The sequence below is a fragment of the Chryseobacterium sp. genome, from assembly GCF_022869225.1.
GTDB lineage: Bacteria > Bacteroidota > Bacteroidia > Flavobacteriales > Weeksellaceae > Chryseobacterium.
In genome coordinates this window covers 2,576,185-2,602,508 of record NZ_JALIHL010000001.1, presented here as the reverse complement: position 1 = coordinate 2,602,508, position 26,324 = coordinate 2,576,185, and the positions used below count along the sequence as shown (strand labels likewise).

Sequence of the window (26,324 nt, the reverse complement as noted above, 5' to 3'; positions counted from 1 at the left end):
ATAGCAGTTATTACCAATGTATTATTTCAAACTTAGTAGATAAAAATATATTTCTATAAGTTAGAGTTATAGGCATTTTTATTTCAATTATAAAAATTATATTTAGAAAAATTATAATAAAAAATTAAAATTTTAACAAAAAAAATAACTTTTAAAAATTCAATAATTGATTAATAAAATACTACAATAAGTTTAAAAAACATCACAATAAGCAAAAGAAAACTATCAAAATCGGCTATGTTGTAAAAAAAATATACTCCATGAAATTCATGAAGTATATTTTTTTTATAAACAATTAAGATTTCTCTTAAAATCCTGTTAGTTAGGATTTTGAACGATTGCTGGATTCGTATCGATTTCAGCCTGAGGAATCTGCCATAAGAATTTAGACGAGTTTGCAGGAATATCTGCTATTTGTCCGAATGCCGGGTGATTGGATCCAGAATAAATTCTGTTCAAGCCAACCCCTAATCTCTTCATATCGAACCAAGCTGTTCCTTCGCCCCACATTTCAATTCTCTTTTTAGTAATGATTTCATCAATTAATGCAGCTCCTGTATTTACAGATGGCACATAAGCAGGGTTTCTGGCTTGTTCGATCTGAGCAAGTACTATTTTCGCCTGAGCTTCATTTCCAGATTTAGCCAAAGCTTCTGCTTCCACATAGTACATTTCAGATGCTCTCATGTAAATATAATCACCATCAGTTACCGTAGGATCTATAAACTTAAGGTTAGCATAAGCCGGCAACCCGGATCCACCTCCCGGCGGAGCAAATGCAGCTTTTCGGTAGTCCGTAGCAGGAATTTTATCATATAATCTTTTATCAATTGATTTATAGATCTGAAGACCTCCAGCATATCCACTTGCATTTGTATTATCAAAATGCCCAAAGAAGCTTGCTACGAAAGAAGTGTTTTCTCCTGTAATAACAGCACCCCACATGGTATCTTTTGTCAATGTAAGATCATAGAACCCATTACTCCACTCAGATTCAGTTCCTAAAGAGTAACTTTGCTTAGCCGCATTAGCATTTGTTGCAGCCTGAGCATATTTCCCCATTTCAAGAGAAACCTGAGCTAAAAGAGCCTGAGCAACAGACTTATCTATTTTTTCTTTATTAGGTCTTGAATACCCATCAAGCAATTCAACTGCTTTAGTAAGATCACTTTCAATCACGGTATACACCTGTGCAACAGTAGATCTTGGCACACCTTCTTTAATAATTGCAGGATCAGTATATAATGGCACACACAGATCACTGGTATGTCCTACATAAGTAGGTCCATAAATTCTCGCCAGCATAAAATAGCAAAGCGCTCTGATGGCATATGCTTGTCCTAAAATATCTTTATTATCGGGATTAACACCTGCACTAAGAATATTCTTGATAATTGTATTAGCAGGTCTGATCTGAAGATAATAGGTATTCCAAGGCAGAAGAGATCTACCATTAGTCTGAACTCTTCCATTATAATTATACCAGCTGCTATACCAGCTAGATTTTGTCATTAACACGTCATTGGACATTAGGTCCAGACCTGCTAACATTGATTTGTGGCCGTAATCTTCGTGGTTTCCACTATTGGTATTCCCAAAAGTTCTGAAGTTAGTATAGATCCCATCTAAATACCCTCTGAGTCCAGCAGGAGAAGTTTGAAGCTGCTCATCATTAATAGTAGACTGAGGGATAGTTTCCAGATAATCATTACTACAACTGGTTGTTGTAAATGATAATGCAGAGACCAACAGTGAATATATAACTATTTTCTTATTCATTTTTTAAAATTTAACTGTTAAACCTAAAGAGATTGATCTTACAACCCCATAATTATTTAAAGAAACCCCATTGTTTCCTGAGGCACCTATTCTAGTTAATCTTGGATCCATTCCTTTTCTCTTACTCCATAAAGCTAAGTTAGAACCGTACACCCCAAATCGGATTCCGCTAACTCCTTCAGGTAACCAATCCTTACCAAAATCATAGCTGATAGATGCATCCTGTAAACTGATGTAATCAGATTTGATTAGGAATAGATCTGAAGCTGCCATTTGATTTGGTCTTGATAAATCTAATGCAGGAAGCTGAGCATCGGTATTGGTAGGTGTCCAAGTTTTGTTTACATCTACATGATAATTTTGTCCGATATTATCTTCCCCTGAAGGTAACATTGCCTGATATACACTATCAAACATGTATCCTCCAAACTGGAATGCAAAGTTTGCAGAAAGATTAATTCCTTTATAAGACAGGCTGGTACCAAAACCACCGTATGCTTTAGGGTTTAACGTTTTATCACTTAAATATAACGTAGCAGTTGTATAGTCATTAGTTGTTACTCTATTTCCATTAGCATCATCCTTATACCATAAAGCATCTCCGTTCGTTTTATCTACTCCTGCAAACTGTCTCAGATAGTAAGTATAGGCAGCTGATCCTTCCTGGAATTTAAATAATCCAGAAACAAACGAGTTAGGAAGTCTGGTAACCTCATTTTTATAAGTAGTAATGTTAGCAAATAAATTCCATTTGAAATCTTCAGTTTGAATAACATCACCATCGATTGAAACTTCAACACCGGTATTTTTCATATCCCCGATATTTTCAGATAAGAATCTCACCCCGTTAGAAGGTTTTAATGGTCTGTTATAAATCATATCACTAACAGATCTCTGGAAATACTGTACATCAATATTTAATCTGTTGAACAGGCTTAACTCTGCACCAACGTTAAAGTTTTTAGAAACCTCCCATTTTAAGTCAGGATTACCTACATATACTTCTTTGATGGTAATGTTACCAGCAGCATCAGGTACAACCTCATATTGAGTTTGGTCTGCATGATAGTTTCTAGCGTATCCGAAATACCCTCTGTTGTTAAGGTTTACGTTACCAGGATAAAGGATATTATCGTTTCCTTGTTCCCCGTAACTCGCCTTAAACTTAAGGTTTGTTAAGATCTTATTACCATTTAAGAACGATTCGTTAGTAGCTACCCAAGCACCACCAAATCCGAAGAAGTTACCCCATCTGTTATCCGGAGAGAAAACAGAAGAACCATCTCTTCTAAAGCTGGCGTTAATGAAGTATTTATTATCATAGTTATAGTTTACTCTTGAAAGGAAACCTTCTACTCTGTATAAGTCATTATATCCGTTTAATGATGCAAATTTCGTAGCATTATTTAAAACCGGTAATCCAGGAATAGCGATATTATTTTTAGTACCCGCTAGCATTTTGCTTGTAAAATCAGACGTTTCGTGTCCGATCATTGCACTGATATTGTGCTTTCCTAAAGTTTTGTTCCAGTTTAAGAGTTGCTGATTAGTGATCGTATAATCATTAGTCGTTGCATTAGTAAGACTTCCTCCATATCCAGCTGCATCTCCACCAATAGTGTTCGCATAACTTGTATAGTATCCACTTACTAAATCATACCCTAAGTTATAGGTAAAATTAAAATCTTTAAGGAAATTAATGGAAACAAAAGCTCTACCACTTAAATTATCCTCTGAATTTCTCTGCATATCCAACAATGTACTTGCATATGGGTTCAGGTTTCCACCATAAGGTCTGGCAAGTCCCATTGGCCCTGTAGCATTACCAAAGTCAAATATTCTTTCTCCTGACAAAGGATCAAGCATAAAGCTTCCGTTTGAATTTCTTGCCCAGATCGGATAAATCGGAGCAATGTTTCTTGCCCAGCTGAAAAGGTTACTATACTGAGTGGAAGAAGCCTGTTGTACAGGAGCTTTTTGCTCAGATCTAGCGTAGTTTACGTTAACTCCAACTTTGATATTATCCGTTAGTCTTAATTCATTGTTTAATCTGGCCGTATATCTTGAAAATCCTGAATTGATTACATATCCTTCATCATTAAGATAACCGAAAGATAAATACGTATCATTTTTCTCAGATGAATTGGAGATATTAATGTTATATTCCTGACGGGTTCTGTCCTTGAATAAGTTTTTATGCCAGTCATCGTTGTACAATAGCTTAGCATTTGGATTGATTCTTCCTGTAGCAGGATCAATAATCTTGTTATCAGCTACATTATAGTTGTTATAAACCAACCAGTCAGGGATCATGGTATTCACCGCATTAGTGATGGCATTACCCATAGTCATTCCATTGTGAACACCAGTTGTAACTAGCCTGTTATAGAACGTTTCATAATATGTTCCCGGGTCAGTAATCATCTCGTACTCTTTAACCGCTCTTGAGTTTACCCCAAATTTAGTATCAAAAGTAACCGCAAATTTACCTTTCTTAGCTTTCTTTGTTGTAATTAAAACAACTCCGTTCGCTCCTCTACTACCATATAAGGCATTCGCAGATGCATCCTTAAGGAAGGAAATCGTTTCGATATCCTGGTTTGAAATGGCATTAATATTTCCGTTAAAAGGAACTCCATCCACCACATATAATGGGTTGTTGGAAGAAGAAAGAGATCCGATACCTCTAAATCTTACTTGTGGAGGATCACCAGGCTGCCCTGAGTTAGCAGAAATCTGTACCCCTCCAACTTTACCTGTTAAAGACTGTACAGCGTTAGATGCCTGAGCATCTTGTAATTGTTTTGCATTAATCGTGGTAATAGACCCTGTAATACTCTGCTTTTTCTGAGTACCATAAGCAACCACAACTACTTCATCAAGTTCCTTTGTTTTCTGAGGAATTGTATCATTAGCTTTTTTTTGTGCCAACAAAGTCTGTCCTCCGATGAAGAACAAAGCCCCTGCACTCAATACACGTAGTTTAACATTCATATTAACAAATTTTAATATATTTTAGCGACAAATATGTTAATAAATATTAACATCAGCAAATTTTTAACCTATATAAAATGGTATAATTTTAACATTAAACACTAAATTCAACTTAAATTATAAACATATCACAATTTAAAAGGTAAAAAAACTCACATAATTTAATAAAAATATAAAAATGTACACTTTTAATAATTTATCCATAAGTTTATTTTTTTATTTATAAATATTCTAAACTAAAATATTGAATAAAATCAGCTTTTTGACGTAAAACAACCCTCAAAAAACTAAATTTGAACAACATACCCTCAATTTTTTTTACATAAAAAGCTAAAATAAAGGAAGAAACCGATCCAGATTTCACCATAGAATGATTTTAAGATATAATCAAAAGAACAAGTAAAAACCTTTAGACAAAGTCTTTTATAAATTCCAATAAGATTTTAAAAAAGAAAAAATTACAGCTGATACCACTATACGAAAATGTAAAAAATAAACACATATCTAAAATAACATTAATAATATTAACATCCATCTGGTTTTAAAGACCCAGGTAGACTGCCCATAAAAAAGGTGCCATCTCTTTGAGATGGCACCTTCTATTTTATAATATATCTGAATATTTATTTCAGCTTTTTCTTAACAGCTACTTCTTCGTAAACTTCAAGAATATCTCCGATTTCGATATCATTATATCCCTTCAGATTCAGACCGCATTCGTAACCTTTTGTCACTTCCTTCACATCATCTTTGAAACGCTTCAAGCTTTCCAGCTCTCCGTCAAATTTAACGATACCATCTCTCAGCACTCTTACTTTAGAGTTTCTTGCCACTTTTCCTGAAAGAACCATACAACCGGCAATTGTTCCTACTTTAGAGATTTTAAATACCTCTCTGATCTCAACATTACCAATCACCTGCTCCTTAATTTCAGGAGAAAGCATTCCTTCCATCGCTTCCTTCACTTCTTCAATAGCAGCATAGATTACAGAATAGTTTCTGATCTCAATTTCTTCTCTGTCTGCAAGATCCTTAGCATTGGCACCTGCTCTCACATTAAATCCAATAATAATGGCATCTGAAGCAGCCGCTAAGTTAACGTCAGATTCTGTAATCTGACCAACTCCTTTATGAAGAATATTTACATTAATCTCAGCAGTAGATAATCTTTGTAACTGATCAGATAATGCTTCAACAGATCCATCCACGTCACCTTTCAAGATAATATTCAATTCTTTAAAGTCTCCTAAAGCAATCCTTCTACCTAATTCCTCAAGCGTAGTATGCTTCTTCGTTCTGATTGAAAGTTCTCTTTGAAGCTGTTCTCTCTTATTAGCAATCGTTTTAGCTTCACTTTCATCTTCATACACTTTAAATTTGTCACCTGCTGTTGGTGCTCCGTCTAAACCTAAAATAGTTACAGGAATAGATGGTCCTGCCTCAGTAAGGTTTCTTCCTCTTTCATCAAGCATAGCTTTTACCTTACCATGGTTTTTACCAGCAACCACATAATCTCCCACTCTTAAAGTACCTGTCTGTACTAACATAGTGGCGACATATCCTCTTCCTTTATCTAGTGAAGCTTCAATAACAACCCCTTGAGCATTTCTTTCCGGATTAGCTTTTAAATCCAGCATTTCTGCCTGAAGTAATACCTTCTCCAATAGAATATCCATGTTATTACCGAATTTCGCAGAAATTTCCTGCGCCTGAACATTTCCACCCCATTCTTCTACCAGGATATTCATTCCTGAAAGCTGCTGTCTGATATTGTCAGGATTTGCACTTGGTCTATCCACTTTGTTCAAAGCAATAATCATTGGTACACCAGCTGCCTGTGCGTGAGAAATCGCTTCTCTCGTTTGAGGCATCACATCATCATCCGCAGCAATAACGATAATTGCAATATCAGTAATCTGAGCACCTCTGGCTCTCATGGCTGTAAACGCTTCGTGACCCGGTGTATCCAGGAATGTAATTCTCTGTCCGTTTTCAAGCTTTACGTTATAGGCACCAATGTGCTGGGTAATCCCTCCGGATTCACCTGCAATCACATTTGTTTTTCTGATGTAGTCAAGCAATGAAGTTTTACCGTGGTCAACGTGTCCCATTACGGTTACGATTGGAGCCCTTGACACAAGATCCTCTTCAGAATCAATGATATCTTCGCTGTCATTCTCTTCAAGATCAGCATCCGAGAATTCAATTTTATAACCAAACTCATCTGCTACCAATAATAAAGTATCGGCTTCCAGTCTTTGGTTCATTGTAACCATTACTCCCAATGAGAAACATGCAGAGATCACTTCAGTGGGTGACACGTTCATTAAACTTGCCAGTTCACCTACAGTAATGAATTCTGTTACTTTAAGAGTTCTGTCTTGAGCCTCAAGCTCTTGCTGACGCTCATCCTGCTCTCTACGGAAAGTTCTTTTATCTTTTCTGTGCTTTGCAGATTTAGATTTACCTCCTTTATTGGTAAGTTTTTCAAGGGTTTCTTTAATCTGGTTTTTAACCTGCTCGTCAGTCAGCTCAACCGGCATAACTCTTTGACCCGGTCTGTTATTCTGGCCACCTTTTTTGAATCCTCCACCTTGACCCCCTGGGCGGTTTTGGTTATTGTTTCCAAAACGGTTACCTCCTCCCGGGCCTCCCTGACCTTGAGGACGGTTTCCTTGACCACCTTGTCCGCCGTTGTTATGCTGACGGTTTCCACCTTGCCCACCATTATTATGCTGGCGGTTTCCCTGGCCCTGGCCTCCCTGGTTGTTATTATTTCCAGAATTTTGATTATTCCCCTGGCCTTGTTGGTTATTCGGGCCTCCAGGTTTTTCAATTCTTTTTCTTTTCTTTTTTGCTCCAGAACCTGGCTTTGGCGCAAATTGAGTTAAATCTATCTTCTCCCCAACAATCTTAGGACCGTCAAGTTTCTGATATACCGTCTCAATTTTTTGTGGTTCCTGAGACTCCGGTTCAGCCTCAACTTTTGGAGCTTCAACTTTTTTCTCCTCTACAACTGGCTTTGGAGTTTCTTTTATTGGTTCCACAGATTTTATTTCTTCTTTTTTCTCCTCCACTTTTGGTTTGTCTTTTTTCACAGGTCTATTTCTAGATTCTATCTGAGACAAATCAATTTTATCCAAAACTTTAAATTCCTGCTTTTCAGGAGCTGCTTTCACTTCCGGTTCTTCTTTCACGATTTCTTCTTTCTTTTCTTCAACCGGTGTTACTACTGGAGCAGCAGGGGTTTCTTCAACTTCAGGTTTGCTAGGTTCTAAATCTATTTTACCTAAAATCTTAGTTTCTGGTTTATTAGCTTTAGCTCTTATCACTTCAGGGGTTTTCTTCTCTTCGATTTCCAGTTTTTCTTCCGGAACTTTAGTAATTACCACCTCATGGGAAGCCTTTCGCTGTTCGCCATCCTTGGCAAACTCAGCTTCCAATGCAGAATATGCCGCTTCTTCTAATTGAGCGTTAGGATTGCTTTCAACCTCAAATCCCCTTGATTGTAAAAACTCTACTAATCTGGACATCGAAATGTTGAATTCCTTAACCGCTTTATTTAATCTAATTTTTGGCATCTATATTATTTACTGTTTTTTAATTTTTAAAATTAAAGTATTTCCTTTTTACTGTTTATTAAAATTTATTTAAAATCTTAATCTTCAAATTCTTCTCTCAGAATACGCTTCACCTCCTCAATCGTTTCCTCTTCAAGGTCAACCATATTTAAAAGACTTTCAGTTTCTTTATCCAATACTGACTTTGCAGTTGTAAGTCCTACTTTCTTAAACTCATCCAAAATCCACTGCTCAATATCGTCATTAAATTCTTTCAATTCAACGTCGTCATCCTCGCTGGACTCTCTGTATACATCAATCTCATATCCTGTCAACCAAGAAGCCAGTCTGATATTCTGACCTTGTTTTCCGATTACCTTAGAGATTTCTTCAACCGGAGTATATACCAAAGCATAGGTCGTATCCTCATTGATTTCAATCTTGTTAATAGTAACATTTCCTAAAGCTCTCTTCACCAAAATCTCAGGGTTTTTAGACCACTGAATTACATCGATGTTCTCATTTCTCAACTCTCTTACAACTCCATGAATTCTGGATCCTTTAACACCCACACAAGCACCAACAGGATCAATTCTGTCATCATAAGCATCTACTGCAATCTTCGCCTTTTCACCAGGAATTCTCACTACCTTTTTCAGGATGATTGTTCCGTCCTGGATCTCAGGAATTTCCAGCTCTAATAATTTCTCTAGGAACTTAGGTGCAGTTCTGGAAATAATAATCTGAGGTTTAGAACCTTTGAAATCTACCGTCTCCACGATAGCCCTGATATTCTCACCCTTTTTAAAGAAATCGGATGGGATCTGGTTTTCTTTCGGTAAAATAAATTCATTCCCTTCATCATCCAGCAAAATCACGTGCTTATGACGGATATGGTGAATTTCCCCTACAACAATTTCCCCGATTTTATCTCTAAACTGCTCATACAGCATTGCATTATTGTGCTCCTGAAGCTTTGTAGCCAAAATCTGCTTTAAGGTAAGAATATTTCTTCTTCCCAACTGGGCAACAGGAATTTCCATGGTAAAGTCTTCTCCAACTTCGAACGTCGGATCAATCTTCTTAGCCTCAGAAATTTCAATTTCCAAGTCATCATCCTCAGACATCTCGTCCTCTACAATTGTTTTATTTAAAAATATCTGAAAATCTCCTTTATCAGGATTTACAATCACATCAAAATGATCATCTGAATCAAATCTTTTTCTCAAAAGTGTTTTCAGTGAGTCTTCAATAATTGCCATAAGATCAATCTTGCTGATCCCTTTTTCGTCTTTAAAATCACCAAAGGATTCAATCAACGCTATATTATCCATCTATTCTTTTTTCTTTTTTAAAATTTAATTACTACTACTGCTTTTTTGATCTCAGAGTAAGGAATTTCTTTTTCCTCCTCTACATCTACCTTCCCTTTTCCGATATCCTTCGGTTTTCGGTAGCGTAAAATAAGTGTCACCTTATCTTCATCTGCTTTTGACAATTCTCCTTCAATTTTAGAAGAATCCTCCAGCATTACTTCAACCTCTCTTCCTATATTTTTTTTGAACTGTCTCGGAGTGGATAACGGCTCACTCAGCCCTGCTGACATTACCTGAAGGCTGAAATCATGTTCTTCACGGTCCATATTGAATTCTATTGCACGGCTTGCATCGAGGCAGTCCTGCAAAGAAACTCCACTGTCTCCATCTAAAATCACTGTAATATCATCCCCTGCAGAAATTTTAAGATCAATAAGAAACAGATCTTTTCTGGTCTCAAGGAATTCATTTAATAATTCTTCAATTCTTTTTCTAAACTCCATACATTGTTTTATCTTGATTTACCTGTACGAAAAAAGGCTTTCTTCCGAAGCCTTCTCATTTTTCCTGTAAATCCATTGCAAATATACACTTTTTTTCTAAAAATGCAAAATTATCTTATTATCAAGCAAATAGCATAAATTTCATTTAGCATAAATAAAACAAGTCTATGAAAGTATTTTTATTATTTTTGTCTTGAATTTTTAAAACAGACATTTTGAATATAACGATTGTAGGAACAGGTTATGTAGGATTAGTTACAGGAACTACTCTGGCGGAACTTGGCAATTCAGTATACTGTGTTGATATTGATGAAAAAAAAGTGGAAGGTATGAAAAACGGCATTGTTCCCATCTATGAGCCGAACCTTGAAGAAATGTTTTTAAGAAACATCCAATCTGAGAGATTATTTTTCACGACCAACCTTAAGGAAGCCTTAGACAAAAGTGAAGTAATATACCTGGCTCTTCCAACTCCCCCGGGTGAAGATGGTTCAGCAGACCTTTCATATGTCATTCAGGTTGCCAACAATATTGGAGAAATGATGACCGGATACAAGGTCATTGTCAATAAAAGCACCGTACCTGTAGGAACGGCAGACAAAGTAAGAGAAGTCATCCTTTCTAAAACGAACATCCCCTTCGATGTAGTTTCAAACCCTGAATTCTTAAGAGAGGGATTTGCTGTTGAAGACTCTATGAACCCTTCAAGAGTGGTGGTAGGAGCAAGCTCTGAAAAAGCAAAAGAGATCATGTCTAAAATCTATCAGCCATTTACCAATACGGGCATTCCCATCATTTTTATGGATGAAAAATCCTCTGAACTCACCAAATATGCAGCCAATTCATTCCTGGCGGTAAAAATTACCTTTATGAATGAGATCGCCAACTATTGTGAAAAAGTAGGTGCTGATGTAGACAAAGTAAGACTGGGAATGGGAAGTGATGACCGGATCGGCCACAGATTTTTATTCCCAGGAATCGGATACGGGGGAAGCTGTTTTCCTAAAGATGTGAAGGCACTGATCAAATCCGGGAAACAGGAAAATTTTAATTTCCAGATCCTGGAAGCTACGGAAAACGTAAATACGGCACAGAAGGTAATTCTGGTTTCCGAAATTGAAAAATATTTCGGCGGAAACATTAAAGGCAAGAAAATTGCTATATGGGGATTAGCTTTTAAAGCAAATACTGATGATATCCGGGAAGCCTCTTCTTTGGATAACATTGCATTATTATTAGAAAAGGGTGCCGAAATCACAGCGTATGATACTGTTGCAGAAAGTAATGTACAAAAGCTTATTGGTGATAAGATACAATACGCAAAGGGAATGTATGATGCCCTTGAAGAAGCAGATGCCTTATTCATTTCAACAGAATGGCCTGAATTTAAAAACCCTAATTTTGAACTCATGGGTAAAAAGATGAAAAATAAAGCCATTTTTGACGGCAGAAATATGTATCCATTGGAAATCCCTGAGCAAAACGGATTTTATTATAAAAGTATAGGAAGAAAGACAATCACAAAATAAATCAATGAAAAATATAATCATCACAGGAGGAGCTGGATTTATCGGCTCACACGTTGTAAGAGAATTTGTAAAGAAAAACCCCGGCATTACGATCATCAATCTTGATGCTCTTACCTATGCAGGAAATCTGGAAAACTTAAAGGACATTGAAAATGAACCTAATTATGTTTTCGAAAAAGCAGACATTACAAAGCCGGAAGAATTAAGAAAAGTTTTTGAAAAATATAATCCGGATGCCGTTGTCCATTTAGCGGCAGAAAGCCACGTCGACAGAAGTATTACAGATCCGATGGCATTCATCAACACCAATGTAAACGGTACGGCCAACCTTCTTAATCTCTGCAAGGAATTTTGGACCCTCAATCCGGACCACACTCATGGAAGATTCCCTGACGGGAAAAGAACAAACCTGTTTTATCATATTTCAACAGATGAAGTGTATGGCAGTCTGGGAGAAACCGGATTCTTTTTGGAAACCACATCTTATGATCCTCAATCTCCGTATTCCGCTTCAAAAGCAGCTTCCGACCATTTGGTAAGAGCTTATGGAAACACTTATGGAATGCCGTTCATTGTATCAAACTGTTCAAACAACTACGGGCCTAACCACTTTCCGGAAAAGCTAATCCCTTTATGTATTTCAAATATTATCAATGAAAGGCCTTTACCCATCTACGGTGATGGAAAATACACCAGAGACTGGCTGTATGTCATTGATCATGCCAGAGCAATTCATCAGATCTTCAATGAAGCCAAAACCGGAGAAACTTATAATATCGGAGGATTTAACGAGTGGCAGAACATCGACCTGGTAAAAGAACTGATCAGACAGATGGATGCTAAACTGGGAAAACCGGAAGGTTATTCTGAAAAACTGATCACTTTTGTAAAAGACAGACCCGGACATGACAAACGCTATGCAATTGATGCAACCAAACTCAATAAAGATCTGGGCTGGAAACCATCAGTAACATTCGAGGAAGGATTGGGAGAAACTATTGACTGGTACCTTGAAAATAAGGAATGGCTTGAGAATGTAACCAGCGGCGATTATCAGAAATATTACGAGAAGCAGTATAATTAAGATCATGAAGCCAGTTTTTCTATTGCTTTTTGTTGTATTCACTTCTTTGGCAGAAGCCCAGGCGACTCCTCCGCCTCCTGCAATGGCCAACTCATCGCAACAACAACTGATCGATGAGTTTATAGAAGTTTCTCAATACAAAGAAGCATTGATCAATTATGCAAAGGATTATCTTGAGCTTAAAATGGTTGATTACAGTGCAGATCCGCCCAGGGAACTGCTTACTAAAGAACAGGCACGTTTAATCATCAATAACTTTAATTTTGATGATTTTAAAATTTCATTGTACAGCTCTTTTTCATTTATTTCAGAAAAAAACTTAAAAGAACTGATTAAATTTCACAAAAGCATAGGAGGAGCATTATCCAGAGATAATAGTACCCTTATAATGACTCCCACCATCGATTTAAATATTAAAAATCAGATGGACTATGCCATAGAGAACATACAAAAATAAAAAGATGAAAGGAATCATATTAGCCGGAGGATCCGGAACAAGACTTTACCCTCTAACCATTGCGGTGAGCAAACAGCTGATGCCTGTTTACGACAAACCCATGATCTATTACCCTCTTTCCACGCTTCTTTTAGCTGGAATTAAGGATATTCTGATCATTACCACCCCCATGACCAACCTGGTTTCATCAAACTTTTAGGTGACGGGTCCCAGATAGGCTGCAATATAGAATATGTGGTACAGCCAAGCCCGGACGGACTGGCACAAGCCTTCATCCTGGGAGAGCAGTTTATTGGCAATGACCCGGCAGCACTTGTTTTAGGGGATAATATTTTCTACGGATCTGAAATGGGGACTTTATTGAAAAATAAGACCAATCCTGAAGGAGGTGTTGTATTTGCCTACCATGTGGCAGATCCCGAAAGATATGGTGTTGTAGAGTTTGATGATCACCACAAAGCTGTTTCCATTGAAGAAAAGCCTTTACAGCCGAAATCAAACTATGCTGTTCCCGGACTTTATTTTTATGACAACAGCGTCGTAGATATTGCTAAAAACATCAAGCCGTCTGCGAGAGGTGAACTTGAAATTACCGATGTCAACAATGTCTACCTGAGTAAAGGAAAGCTGGAAGTAGGTGTTTTGGATAGAGGTACCGCATGGCTTGATACCGGAACTTTTGATTCCCTTCATGACGCTTCTGAGTTTGTAAGTGTTATTGAAAAAAGGCAAGGCTTCAAAATCGGATGTATTGAAGAAATCGCTTTCAGAAACAAATTTATCAACGAAGAGAAACTGCTTGAAACAGCAGCCAAATATGGAAAGAGCGGTTACGGTGAATACCTGAAACAGCTTATCCGCAAATAAAAATTCAATTTTTAACGATTCTATACTGTTGGCTTTAAGGCCAATAGTTTTTGCTCATAACAACAATTATCAATATATTAGTTGTTGCTTTTGGTTTGTATGAACAACAATTCACAAACTAAAAAATACGGTAAGAATTAATTATTATAAATTTGTAAAAACTTACACAGATGAATGAACCACAACAAAAGTGGACAGAAACAATTGAAGCCGATCACTCTTTATTGGATATACAACTCAAAGAAGTATGGAGATATAAGGACCTTATTTACATGTTTGTAAAAAGGGATTTTATATCGAGCTTCAAGCAAACCATTTTAGGCCCCATTTGGTTTTTTATCAATCCTATTTTAACCACTATTGTATATCTGGTTGTTTTTGGAGCAATTGCCAAGTTACCAACAGACGGGGCTCCTCCTATCCTATTTTATCTGGCAGGAGTTACCCTTTGGAATTACTTTTCAGCATCATTGCTGGCTACCTCCAGTACATTTTTAGGAAATTCAGCCATTTTTGGAAAAGTATATTTCCCCAGGCTGGTAACTCCAATATCCATCGTTATATCCAATCTGATGCGCTTTTCCGTGCAGTTTCTTCTGTTTATCCTTGCATGGGCATATTACTTAAGTCAGGGAAAAGTACAGCCCAATATATGGATACTGGCAACCCCTGTTCTCATTATACTGATGGCTTTCTTTGCCTTAGGAGTAGGAATGATATTCTCAGCCCTTACCACAAAATACAAAGACCTTAGTATGCTCCTGGGATTTGGGATCAGCTTATATATGTATGCCACTCCTGTTATCTATCCGGTATCTTCACTTCCTGCAGGTTTTAAAAAGCTTGCCTATTATAATCCGCTTACAGGAATTTTCGAATGTTTTAAATATGCCTGGCTGGGTGTAGGTGATTTCTCGCCTCTGATGCTTGGAATCAGTACGGTTCTTATTCTTATTCTTTTATTAGTAGGAATATTGATATTCAATAAAGTTGAAAAGACTTTCATGGATACCGTATAGCAGTTCTCTTTTATAAATTTAAAATCCAATCAAAACATGCTGGCTTTAAAAGCAGAAAATATATCAAAACAATACCGCCTCGGACAGGTGGGAACCGGCACCCTATCCCACGATCTCAACAGATTCTGGCATAAAGTAAGAGGAAAAGAAGATCCGTACCTGAAAATAGGAGAAACCAACGACAGAACAACTAAGGGAGATTCTGAATATGTATGGTCCTTGCGTGATATCAATTTTGAAATCGAACAGGGGGACGCTGTAGGAATTATAGGGAGAAACGGTGCAGGTAAGTCAACTTTATTAAAACTCTTGAGTAAAGTAACGAAACCAACAACAGGAAAAATATATACCAACGGAAGAATTGCTTCATTACTGGAAGTAGGAACGGGTTTTCATCCTGAAATGACAGGACGTGAAAATGTATACCTCAACGGAGCTATTCTCGGTATGACCAGAAAAGAGATTACCCGAAAGTTTGACGAGATTGTAGACTTCTCAGGAGTAGAAAGATATATTGATACTCCGGTAAAAAGATACTCGTCAGGAATGTATGTCCGTCTGGCATTTGCTGTAGCAGCACATTTGGAATCTGAAATTTTAATTGTAGATGAAGTGTTAGCGGTAGGTGACGCTGATTTCCAAAAGAAATGTCTAGGAAAAATGGGGGATGTTACCAAGGGAGAAGGAAGAACAATCCTTTTCGTAAGTCATAATATGGCTGCCATAAAGGAATTATGTACTCACGGAATCCTTATGCATCAAGGAAATGCTATTTTTGAAGGCAACATCCTTGAAACTGTAATGAGATATCAAAGTACATTTAATTCTACCAAAAACTATCTTTGGGGAGCAGATGAAAAAGTGATTGGTAATGACAACCTCCAGATACTCAAATTTGAAGCAAAACCATTAATTGGTAATATTCTTACTATATCTTCCGGGGTTAAAATATCTATTTCATTTAAAAACGCTGTCATCAATGAAAATATTGATATCTCATATATTTTAAAAAACGCCGAAGATGTTGATATATTTGCAGCCGGTGTAGTTATAACATCCAATAAAGATTCTGAAGAAAAGATTTATAATGTTGATTTTGAAATTCCGGGAGACTTGCTCAATGAGGGGAATTACTATTTTAAGCTGATATTCGGAAAGAACGGACGTGACCTTCTTTTTCATTTTGATAATTTTGGTTTTGAAATTGAAGGAGAAGTAATGAATGGTATTTTTGAAAAAAATCCTGGAATTATAAGACCTCAGCTAATTTATAAAATTTATTAAACAATGTCGGTTAGTATTATAATTCCTTTTTACAATTCCGCAAAATTTGCTGATGATACGATAAACTCACTAGCTGCACAAACTTATAAGGACATAGAACTCATCTGCGTAAATGATGGGTCATCAGACAACACGTTGGAAATTCTTCAAAACTGGAGCAAAAAAGATGAAAGGGTAATTGTCATTAATAAACAGAATGGAGGAATAGAAACAAGTCTGAAAACCGGACTTCCATACCTTTCAAAAAAATACACTTTTCTAATAGGCCATGACGACACTTTAAGCCATGATGCTATTGAAAAAGCTGTTAAAGAAATTGAATCCACCCCTGAAATCGACGCAGTACGTATGAAACTTGTAGTGGTGGATGAAAATAAAGATGTCAGTGATATTAAGGATGACTCAAGGATCCTTACAGGTCTCCAGGCACTCAAAGAAACAATAATAGAATGGAAGATTCATAATTTTTGTTTGTGGAAAACTGAGATTTTCAAACAGATCAAAGATGTTACCGTTGAAGGGCTTATGAATTTTGATGAAGTGGCTACAAGGTATTTATATACCAAATGCAGAAAAGTAAGTTTCTGCGACGGCGAATATTATTATCTGCAGCATTCAGAATCTGTAACCCATAAAATATCTCCAAGATTACTAGACACTTATGCTGTTGATTATTACATAAAAAAACTACTGGTTGACGCAAGCATATATTCCGACTACAAAGACATATTTGAACATTATATGTTCAGAAGACTAAAAAAAATTACCGATCTTTATTTCGACCTGCAAACAAAAAAATTTCAACTAACAAAAAAAGATTTAAACAAGGTAAAATTACTATATAACGCAATCGATTTCGATTATTTAAAAGGCAAAAGAAGCTTACTTGAAAGTCTTAAATACGATTTATTATATCAAATTTTCTATATTTATTACATTACTAAAAAAGGCCAATATGACAAGTCCACAAATACTAACTTTTAATAAAATAGGTTCTTCGGAATTAGGTTATATTACAATCGCTGAAGCGCAACAAAATGTCCCGTTTGATATACAGCGAGTTTACTGGACCTATTTTACTCCACAGGATGTTACCCGGGGAGGGCATGCTCATAAAAAACTACAACAGGTAATATTTGCTGTTTCCGGAATAATAACCTTCAATACTGAAGACAAAGAAGGAAATAAAGAAACTTTTGTTTTAGATCACCCCACTAAAGGATTGTTTATTCCCCAATTGATTTGGCGGGATATTCAGTTTTCTCACAATGCCGTACTCTTGTGTTTAGCCTCAGAATTGTACGATGAAAAGGATTATTTTAGGGATTTTGAAGAATTTAAAAACTATCAGGTATGATACACCCTCTAGCTGACGTACAATCCCAGAATATAGGTAATGGAACTTTTGTGTGGCAATTTTGCGTCATTTTAAAAGGGGCAAAAATTGGTAAAGACTGTAATATTAACTGTCAGGTATTTATAGAAAATGAGGTAAGTATCGGAAATAATGTGACCATCAAACCAGGGGTTCAGATCTGGGATGGTGTTGATCTTGAAGATGATGTTTTTATTGGCCCGAATGTTACTTTTACAAACGATCTTTTCCCTAAATCTAAAAATAAAGATTTTACCCTGGAAAAAACGCTTGTGAAAAAAGGAGCTTCTATTGGAGCTAATGCAACCATCCTTGCAGGAATTACTATCGGCGAAAATGCACTTGTAGGGGCAGGAAGTGTTGTAACGAAAAACATACCTGCCAATGAAATATGGGTAGGAAACCCAGCAAAATTTTTAAAGAAAAAACAATAATGATAAAATTCCTTGATTTACAAAAAATAAACCTCAAATACCAGCAGGAAATAGAAGAAGTACTGTTGGACACATTCAGATCCGGGTGGTATCTTTTAGGAGAAAAGACTAAAACCTTTGAAACTAATTTAGCACATTATATTGGTTCAAAATATGCTATTGGAGTGGCCAATGGTTTAGATGCCTTACGTCTTATCTTCCGTGCTTATATTGAACTTGGTGTTATGAAACCCGGCGATGAAGTAATTGTTCCTGCCAATACCTACATAGCATCCGTGCTGGCATTATCAGACAACGGTTTAATCCCCGTATTTGTAGAGCCTGATACTATGACCTATAATATTGATATTACAAAAATTGAAGAAAAAATAACATCAAGAACCAAGGCTATTCTGATTGTGCATCTTCAGGGAAGAATTGTTTTTTCTGATGAGCTTAAAAATATTGCTCAAAAGCATAACTTAAAAATTGTAGAAGACAATGCACAGGCTATTGGAGCAGAATGGAACAACATAAAATCAGGAAATCTGGGGGATGCAGCTGGATTCAGTTTCTATCCCGGTAAAAATCTGGGCGCTTTAGGTGACGCAGGAGCTGTAACTACCAATGATAAAGATTTATTTGAAACGATCCGTGCCCTTGCCAACTATGGTTCAAATCAGAAATATGTAAATATTTACAAGGGATTAAATTCCAGATTGGATGAACTGCAGTCTGCTGTTTTAGATGTAAAATTAAAATATATAGGTCATGAAAATGACACCCGCAGACTTATTGCAAAAAGATTTATTTCTGAAATCAATAACCCCAAAATTATTCTTCCGGAAAATCCGGTTAATGAGCAAGAACATGTATGGCATGTTTTCGTGCTCAGAGCACAAAAAAGGGATGAGCTGCAGGCTTACCTGACGGAAAAGGGAATCCATACGATTATTCACTATCCTATTCCTCCTCATAAACAGGAAGCCTATAAAGAATACAACCACCTTTCATTCCCTATTACTGAAAAAATGCATGAAGAAGTTCTCAGTCTTCCTATTTCTTCTGTTTTAGAAGAAGAAGAGATACAAGCAATCATTGAAGCTGTAAATGAATTTTAAATGGAGCAGCCGTTAGTAACCGTCATTATCGTTTCCTATAATCATTCAAAATTTATCAGGGAAAATCTGGAGAGTATCAAAAACCAAACCTACAAAAATATTCAACTGATCGTAGGGGATGATGCTTCTCCTGATCATTCGGCGGATGTCATGACACAATGGCTAAAGGAGAATAACTATTCCGCAGAAACCAATTTCCATAACCAAAATACAGGTTTAGCAGCAATGCTGAATGAATGCATGGAGCTGGCCAGAGGAAAATACACAAAGATTATTGCGGCTGACGATTATCTACATCCGGAAGCCATTGAAAAAAGTGTTTCCAAGCTTGAAGATGCAGGAGAGAAATACGGAATGGTATTCACCAATACCTATACCGTAGACAATGAGAGCAGGATCATTAAAGATGTTGCAGATTATGATACCTTAGGTAATATAGCTCCTTCTCTCTTCAGAAAAGAACTGATCGTAGGCAACAGAATTGCAGCATTAACAGTATTACTGAGAACTGATGTTATTAAAGAAACCGGGAAATATGACACCCGGTTTATTGTAGAGGATTATTACCGCTGGCTGAAGATCAGTGAAAAATATTTGATTGCCTATATTCCTGAAAAACTGGCTTATTACCGAATACATTCTGAAAATATTTCTAAAGTAAGGGCAGAAAAGATTGAAATGGAAACCATTTTACTTCAGATTATGTTTGATAAAGAAGGCGCTGTAAAAGACAGAGTAAACGGACATACTCAAAAATATTATCTATCAGGAAAAAATCTTTCAATGGAATATCGTAATGCATACCAACAGTATCCATTCCACATTAAAAGATTAAGTTTTGCAATAAAAAACAGGCTCCCTGCCGGCCTGTACAAGCTTCTAAATAAAATTGTTTAAAATGAATCCGAAAATCTCTGTCATCGTTCCATGTTACAATCAGGCCATCTACCTTGATGAATGCCTGAAGTCTGTGATGAATCAGGCCCATATCAACTGGGAGTGTATTATTGTCAATGACGGTTCTACCGATAACACAGAGGAAGTGGCAAAAAAATGGGCAGAAAAAGACAGCCGGTTTCATTATATCTATAAAAAAAACGGAGGACTTTCTTCTGCAAGAAATGCCGGATTGGAAAAAGCTTCGGGAGAATATATACAGTTTTTAGATTCTGATGATATGATCCATCCGGAAAAATTTTCGGAAAGTCTTTCCCATGGCACAACATATCCATTAATGGTAAGCCAGTTTACAATTTATAAAAATCAAACCCACTATCCCGGTTATAACCGTGTTGAACAGAATTTTTTAACATTTGAAGGAATTGTATTCGGATGGGATCTTAAATTCAGCATTCCGATCCACTGTGCTTTAATTTCCAGTAAACTGCTTGAAGGATTCCTTTTTGATACGACTTTAACAAGTTGTGAAGATTGGCTGATGTGGATCTATATCACAAAAGACAACCCAAAAGCGCTTATTGTAGACGAACCTTTGGCTCATTACCGTAAAGAAGACAATCATAGCACGATGTCCTCTGACCTTTACAAAATTCTTCATCAGAGAATCAAAATTCTTCCGATGCTGAAAAAATTATATGGTGATGATGTCCACGACCGACTGGCCTATCACATTATTGAAGTACGTTCCTCACAATTCATACAGATGAGAAACGAATTTAATAAAATAACAGGTGGAAGATTTATATCCGGCTACCTGGCTTTAAAAAAATATTATTATAAACTTTTTCAGAAAAAAACTGAAAAACATCCGCAATGACCTCATCTGTAGCCCTTTGCACCTATAATGGCGAGAACTATATCGCCGAACAGCTGGAAAGCATTCTCAGCCAGACAAAGTCCGTATCTGAAATTGTTATCTGTGATGACGGTTCCACTGATGGTACTTTAAAGATCCTTTCTGAGTATACAGCACAATTTCCAAACCTCATCAAGGTTTACCAAAACCCGGAAAATTTGGGGTATATCGCGAATTTTGAAAAAGCGATGAACTTATGTTCCGGAGATATTGTATTCCTGTGTGATCAGGATGACCGATGGTATAAAGATAAAACAGAGGCCATTACATCTGTTTTTGAAAAGCACCCTAATATCAATATTGTATCTCACAATATTAAACTATTTGGAGAAGCCATCAGCAGCTCAGAGGAAATTACCTACTGGGATATTGAATCCACTGACCCTGCTCGTTTTACAAATACCCACGATATCGTCAAAAGAATTTTATATCAGGGAAATATATTCCCGGGAATGAGTATGGCCATTCGGAATACGTTTCTGAAGGCACATCTTCCTTTAAAAAAAATAAACCCGGTTATTATTCATGACTACGAACTTCTATTGCTTGCCGCTGATAAAGATACAGTCTGGATAGAAAAAAACATTCTGGGGGAATACAGGATACATTCCCGGCAAAATATCGGATATAAAACATTTTCTCAATTCAGTCCCTCCGAAAAAAAAATGATATCCAGAGATTCCCTTTTTACCATATTCAAGAGGTTCCCTTTTGTAAAAAAAACAATCGCTGGCCTTCATTTAAATCCAGAACTGGAAAACGGATATAAGATTTATTGCCTTCAGCGATACAGAGCTTACCTGAAAGACTTACCTCTTTTGGAACGTTGGCTGGCCAAAATAAAAATGAAATACTATTTTCATATATTTGATTATCTGAAATAACCAGTTTACAGATCACAGATATGAAATATTGTTCCCCTTACACCACACAATTAATGAAAATAACTAACGCATGATTATTGGCAACGGTATTATAGCAAATGCTGTAAAATCTCATGACAGAGAGGATATCGTGTTTTTTGCATCAGGAGTTTCCAATTCACTGGAAACCAAGGCATCGGAGTTTGAGAGAGAATTTTCTCTTTTAAAAACAATACATGGGGAAAATAAAGAAAAAAAACTAGTCTATTTTTCGACCTTGAGCATTCATGATCAATCCAAACAAAAAAGTCCTTATGTCATTCATAAAAAAGAAATTGAAAATTATATAAAAAACAATTCAGCTCATTACCTGATCTTGAGAATAGGCAATATTGTAGGAAAAGGAGGAAATCCGAACACTCTTTTTAACTTTCTGAAAACACAGATAGCCAACAATAGTGAATTTTCGTTACACCTCAAAGCCAGAAGACTCCTTTTAGATATTGAAGATATTTCCCGTTTTTTGGGATCTCACTGTTTAAACGTTTCCAATAAAATGATCAATCTCGCTTTCCCATACAATTATGATTTAAAGGAAATCGTCAGTGCTATTGAAAAGAAGACCCATCAAAAATCCTGCTTTACTGAAGTAGATGAAGGAGACTTTTACAAAGTAGATTTTGATGAAGAAATCAGGGCCTTTTTCTCAGGAGTAAGCCCGGAAGACTATTTAGAAACGCTAACCCAAAAGTATATTTAAGATGGCTGACCTCCATGTGATTATTGTTACTTATAATGCGATGAAATGGGCTGAAAGATGCTTTACCAGCTTAAGGCATTCTTCCACTCCCCTAAAATGTATTGTAGTGGACAATGGCTCTACAGACGGCACCCAGGAATACGTGAAAAATCACTTTCCTGAGGTAGATTTTATACAGTCGCCCGAAAATCTGGGTTTTGGAAGAGCCAATAACATAGGAATAGAAAAAGCGTATCAGGAAGGTGCCGGTTTTTTTTATCTGATGAACCAGGATGCATGGATCTATCCGGATAGTTTCCGCCACCTTCTGGAGGTATACCATACCCATCCGGACAACAGCCAGATCGGCATTCTCAGTCCTATGCATCTGGATGGAAGCGAAAAGAACCTCGACCTCTTTTTCGAACGGTATCTGGCCAGAAATACTCCTATGAACAGAATATTTTCACATATTTTTAATGCCACCCTGCAGGACTATTACGAAATAGACTTTGTGAATGCTGCCCATTGGCTTTTACCCAGAAAGACCATTGATGAAATTGGCGGGTTTAATCCTTATTTCTTTCATTATTCCGAAGACTATGAATATGTTCAGAGAATAGCCTATTACAATAAAAAAATATTGGTCTCTACTAAAAGTCGTGTCGTACATGATGGCAAACAAACTTTTAATAAAACAAACCATATCAATGCCCAGAGGGTACAGCGGGAACAGCGGTATCTGGATCCTGCTCTCCACTTTGACAAAAAAGTACTGAACAGGGATTTTATCCCAAAAATCATAAAACAAACCCTCAAACTACAGTTCTCAGATGCTTCGGCCACCTTTAGGGAATACCTATATCAGAAAAGCAGGTTTGACGAAATCATCAACCTCAGAGCCGCCCTTAAAAATAAAGGAGCTGCCTTTCTCCATGTAACCCGGGAAAATGTAATTTAGAATAAACTTAAAAAAACTTATTACACGAATGAACAGAGTCCGTCTTATCAACAGCATCATCCAAAAGGCTAATTTTAAAAAATATCTTGAGATTGGTACCCGCAGCGGCACTTCTTTATACGCCGTGAACTGTAAAAACAAAATTGCAATAGATCCTAACTTCATTATACCAAAACTGGAAAAACTCAAAAGAAAAGTTTTTGATATTAAAAATGGCAGAAAAACACATTATTTTGAAATGACCAGTGACGATTTTTTTGAGAAGAAAAAAAATTCATTAAAAAATTCGGCACTATAGACATCGCTTTAGTTGATGGTATGCACACCTATCACCAGGCCCTTAAGGATGTCCTGAATATTCTTCCTTACATGGATGAAAAGTCAATTATTGTTATGCATGACTGTTTTCCTATCAGTGAACCTGCTTCAACAGCTTACAATTCAGAAGAATTTTTTGCAAAAGAAAAGCATCCGGAATGGAGCGGCGAGTGGAATGGCGATACATGGAAAGCAATTCTTTATCTGTTAAAAAAATATCCCCAGGATCTTGATGTTTTTGTTATTGATACAGATTACGGCCTCGGAATTGTTCAGAAAAAACATAATCTTCCTATGAACTTTGAGCTGGATACTGATTTTTTTAGACAGTTGATTCCATACACCTACCGGGATCTTAAGACTAATCCTCAGGAATTAGTAAATTTGAAGCCTAAAGACATTATTCCATCTCTTATTAACAGATTTCATTATTAACCAATGAATCCAGAAGTATCCGTCATCATGCTCACCTACAACCATGCCCCTTATTTAAAGCAGGCTATTGAAGGTGTGCTCGCCCAGAAAACGAATTTTCCGTTCGAATTGATCATTTGCAATGACAATTCACCGGACCATTCTGACGCCATTATTTCAGAATATGCAGCCCGGTTTCCTGATAGGATCCGCTATTTTAACCATAAAAATAATATCGGGTTTGTAGAAAATCAGAGATTTGCATTTAACCAGGCAAAAGGAAAATATATAGCCTATTGTGAAGGTGATGATTACTGGACAGATCTGGAAAAACTGCAGTTTCAACATGATTTTCTGGAAACCCATTCTGAATATGTGATGGTCACCGCCAGAAATTTATTATTCCATCAGGATGAACAGACCATGACGGATGATGGAAAAAATCATATGTTTAAAGATCAGGAATATATCGATTTTACCCGGGACAGTTTTTTTGTACAGCGTCCTACCCAAACGTTTACCTATCTTATCAGAAGGAAATGTATGGATCTCAAATGGATCGATGTGTATCCTAATTACAGGGATCTTTATTACTTTTATCACGTTTTGGAGTTTGGGAAAGGAAGAAGCTTTAATAAAGTGGTTGGCGTATACCGTCTCCACAGCGGAGGAGTGTTCAGCTCATTGGAAATTGAAAATAAATACCGTACTTCCATTGGTATTTTTAAAAATATCAAACGGGTAAATAATGATAAAAGAGCCGACCAGCAGATTATAAAGACGTTGGACGAACTCATCAATAAATATTATTATGAAAAAGAATTTGTCTCTCCTATCCTGAACGGAAAACTGTATGCAGCCATTCTTGAACGTCTTTCAATTTCCGGGAATATCAGGACAGGGGCCGGCCAACTCTTAAAAATTATAAAATACACATTCACCAGATAATTTGTTATCCGGTACCATTAAAACCGATTTACAATGCCTAACGTCCATATTATTATTGTTACTTACAATGCCATGAAATGGGCAGAACGATGTTTTACAAGCTTACAGCAGTCATCAGTTCCCTTAGCATGTATTGTCATTGATAATGGCTCTACAGACGGAACACAGGACTACATTAAAACCCATTTTCCGGAGGTGGATTTCATTCAATCTGAAACCAATCTGGGTTTTGGAAAGGCCAATAATATAGGGATTGAAAAAGCATATCGAAAGGGAGCCGATTTCTTTTATCTGATGAATCAGGATGCATGGCTTTACCAGGACAGCATACAAAAAATGCTTGACATCCACACCAGTCATCCTAATCAGGATGAAATTGGAATCATAAGCCCCATGCATATCGATGGCACAGAAAAATACCTTGATATTTTCCTGGATCAGTATATCGCCAGGAATTATGAGAAAACAAGAATGATTTCAGATCTGTATTTTCAGACCCTGAAACCTTTCTATGAAGTTAGTTTTGTAAATGCAGCCCATTGGCTTCTCCCGAGAAAGACGATAGAAACAATAGGAGGATTCAATCCTTATTTCTTCCACTATGGAGAAGATGATGAATATGTGAACCGTATTCATTTTCACCAAAAGAAAGTCCTGCTTGTTCCCGGCAGTAAAGTGGTACACGACGGCGTCCAGTCATTGCATAAAATAGATTATACAAAATATGAAAATGTACGGGTAGAGATCAATATCCTGAATCCTAATGCAGCCAATGCCCTACAGCAGGAAATAAAAGCCCTTAGACAGAGTATGATCAAAAACCTGATGACAGGTAATATCGGCAAGTATAAACAGCTGTTGCAGAAGTATAAAAAAATCTCCGGTGATGGAAAAAAACTAAGCAGTTTACGAAATCAACTGATTCAGATAGGCCCTACTTTTCTTAATCTGTCGTAAATTAGCG

The 26,324-nt window shown here is 36.7% G+C and carries 23 protein-coding genes and 1 pseudogene; 19 read left to right on the top strand and 5 right to left on the bottom strand.

Annotation, left to right across the window (positions count from 1 at the left end):
• Positions 1–318 precede the first annotated feature (318 nt).
• The 5 genes from MUW56_RS12140 to rimP all read right to left on the bottom strand — a co-directional run bounded on the left by MUW56_RS12140 (position 319) and on the right by rimP (position 10,152).
• Positions 319–1,779 carry a RagB/SusD family nutrient uptake outer membrane protein gene (locus tag MUW56_RS12140; RefSeq protein ID WP_292013448.1) on the bottom strand — a complete coding sequence of 487 codons (1,461 nt, stop codon included), beginning with the start codon at positions 1,777–1,779 and terminating at the stop codon, positions 319–321.
• 3 nt (positions 1,780–1,782) lie between these two features.
• Positions 1,783–4,773 (bottom strand): SusC/RagA family TonB-linked outer membrane protein, encoded by a 2,991-nt coding sequence (locus MUW56_RS12135; RefSeq protein WP_292013447.1) that lies wholly within the window; start codon positions 4,771–4,773, stop codon positions 1,783–1,785.
• A gap of 623 nt (positions 4,774–5,396) precedes the next feature.
• Positions 5,397–8,354: a translation initiation factor IF-2 gene (infB, locus tag MUW56_RS12130; protein ID WP_292013446.1), complete on the bottom strand. Its 2,958-nt coding sequence runs from the start codon at positions 8,352–8,354 to the stop codon at positions 5,397–5,399.
• A gap of 77 nt (positions 8,355–8,431) precedes the next feature.
• Positions 8,432–9,667 (bottom strand): transcription termination factor NusA, encoded by a 1,236-nt coding sequence (gene nusA / locus MUW56_RS12125; protein ID WP_292013445.1) that lies wholly within the window; start codon positions 9,665–9,667, stop codon positions 8,432–8,434.
• Between the two features lie 17 nt (positions 9,668–9,684).
• The gene (gene rimP / locus MUW56_RS12120) at positions 9,685–10,152 is read right to left on the bottom strand and encodes a ribosome assembly cofactor RimP (RefSeq protein ID WP_292013444.1); all 468 of its coding nucleotides are present in this window, start codon (positions 10,150–10,152) and stop codon (positions 9,685–9,687) included.
• A gap of 215 nt (positions 10,153–10,367) precedes the next feature.
• Here rimP and MUW56_RS12115 point away from each other — a divergent pair, with 215 nt between their 5' ends.
• The 19 genes and pseudogenes from MUW56_RS12115 (at position 10,368) to MUW56_RS12025 (ending at position 26,317) form a co-directional block, all read left to right on the top strand.
• Positions 10,368–11,681, top strand: a complete 1,314-nt coding sequence (locus tag MUW56_RS12115; RefSeq protein WP_292013443.1) for a UDP-glucose/GDP-mannose dehydrogenase family protein — start codon at positions 10,368–10,370, stop codon at positions 11,679–11,681.
• Between the two features lie 4 nt (positions 11,682–11,685).
• Positions 11,686–12,765, top strand: a complete 1,080-nt coding sequence (gene rfbB / locus MUW56_RS12110; RefSeq protein WP_292013442.1) for a dTDP-glucose 4,6-dehydratase — start codon at positions 11,686–11,688, stop codon at positions 12,763–12,765.
• 4 nt (positions 12,766–12,769) lie between these two features.
• Entirely contained in the window at positions 12,770–13,222 is a 453-nt protein-coding gene (locus MUW56_RS12105; RefSeq protein ID WP_292013441.1) for a hypothetical protein, read from the top strand.
• 4 nt (positions 13,223–13,226) lie between these two features.
• Positions 13,227–14,089, top strand: a pseudogene (gene rfbA / locus MUW56_RS12100) (glucose-1-phosphate thymidylyltransferase RfbA).
• A gap of 170 nt (positions 14,090–14,259) precedes the next feature.
• Positions 14,260–15,108 (top strand): ABC transporter permease, encoded by an 849-nt coding sequence (locus tag MUW56_RS12095; protein WP_292013440.1) that lies wholly within the window; start codon positions 14,260–14,262, stop codon positions 15,106–15,108.
• 36 nt (positions 15,109–15,144) lie between these two features.
• Complete coding sequence (locus MUW56_RS12090; protein WP_292013439.1) at positions 15,145–16,392, top strand: ABC transporter ATP-binding protein; 1,248 nt, start codon at positions 15,145–15,147, stop codon at positions 16,390–16,392.
• 3 nt (positions 16,393–16,395) lie between these two features.
• Positions 16,396–17,376, top strand: coding sequence for a glycosyltransferase family 2 protein (locus tag MUW56_RS12085; protein ID WP_292013438.1), 981 nt, complete (start codon positions 16,396–16,398; stop codon positions 17,374–17,376).
• Positions 17,348–17,749, top strand: a complete 402-nt coding sequence (locus MUW56_RS12080) for an FdtA/QdtA family cupin domain-containing protein (RefSeq protein WP_292013437.1) — start codon at positions 17,348–17,350, stop codon at positions 17,747–17,749. Before MUW56_RS12085 ends, MUW56_RS12080 begins: the two co-directional genes overlap by 29 nt.
• Positions 17,746–18,201, top strand: a complete 456-nt coding sequence (locus MUW56_RS12075) for an acyltransferase (RefSeq protein ID WP_292013436.1) — start codon at positions 17,746–17,748, stop codon at positions 18,199–18,201. The genes MUW56_RS12080 and MUW56_RS12075 overlap by 4 nt, the downstream gene beginning before the upstream one ends.
• Positions 18,201–19,301 (top strand): DegT/DnrJ/EryC1/StrS aminotransferase family protein, encoded by a 1,101-nt coding sequence (locus MUW56_RS12070; protein WP_292013435.1) that lies wholly within the window; start codon positions 18,201–18,203, stop codon positions 19,299–19,301. Before MUW56_RS12075 ends, MUW56_RS12070 begins: the two co-directional genes overlap by 1 nt.
• Positions 19,302–20,198 carry a glycosyltransferase gene (locus tag MUW56_RS12065; protein WP_292013434.1) on the top strand — a complete coding sequence of 299 codons (897 nt, stop codon included), beginning with the start codon at positions 19,302–19,304 and terminating at the stop codon, positions 20,196–20,198.
• Between the two features lies 1 nt (position 20,199).
• Positions 20,200–21,078: a glycosyltransferase family 2 protein gene (locus tag MUW56_RS12060; RefSeq protein WP_292013433.1), complete on the top strand. Its 879-nt coding sequence runs from the start codon at positions 20,200–20,202 to the stop codon at positions 21,076–21,078.
• Positions 21,075–22,001, top strand: coding sequence for a glycosyltransferase (locus MUW56_RS12055; protein ID WP_292013432.1), 927 nt, complete (start codon positions 21,075–21,077; stop codon positions 21,999–22,001). The genes MUW56_RS12060 and MUW56_RS12055 overlap by 4 nt, the downstream gene beginning before the upstream one ends.
• A 70-nt stretch (positions 22,002–22,071) precedes the next feature.
• Positions 22,072–22,740 carry a hypothetical protein gene (locus MUW56_RS12050; protein WP_292013431.1) on the top strand — a complete coding sequence of 223 codons (669 nt, stop codon included), beginning with the start codon at positions 22,072–22,074 and terminating at the stop codon, positions 22,738–22,740.
• 1 nt (position 22,741) lies between these two features.
• Positions 22,742–23,680 (top strand): glycosyltransferase family 2 protein, encoded by a 939-nt coding sequence (locus MUW56_RS12045; RefSeq protein WP_292013430.1) that lies wholly within the window; start codon positions 22,742–22,744, stop codon positions 23,678–23,680.
• A 28-nt stretch (positions 23,681–23,708) separates the two neighbouring features.
• Complete coding sequence (locus MUW56_RS12040) at positions 23,709–23,978, top strand: hypothetical protein (protein WP_292013429.1); 270 nt, start codon at positions 23,709–23,711, stop codon at positions 23,976–23,978.
• Between the two features lie 20 nt (positions 23,979–23,998).
• On the top strand, positions 23,999–24,433 hold the full coding sequence (locus MUW56_RS12035) for a hypothetical protein (RefSeq protein WP_292013428.1): 435 nt from the start codon (positions 23,999–24,001) through the stop codon (positions 24,431–24,433).
• Between the two features lie 3 nt (positions 24,434–24,436).
• Positions 24,437–25,360, top strand: a complete 924-nt coding sequence (locus tag MUW56_RS12030; protein ID WP_292013427.1) for a glycosyltransferase — start codon at positions 24,437–24,439, stop codon at positions 25,358–25,360.
• Between the two features lie 33 nt (positions 25,361–25,393).
• A complete protein-coding gene (locus tag MUW56_RS12025) occupies positions 25,394–26,317 on the top strand; it encodes a glycosyltransferase family 2 protein (protein WP_292013426.1) in 924 nt (307 codons plus the stop codon).
• Positions 26,318–26,324 lie beyond the last annotated feature (7 nt).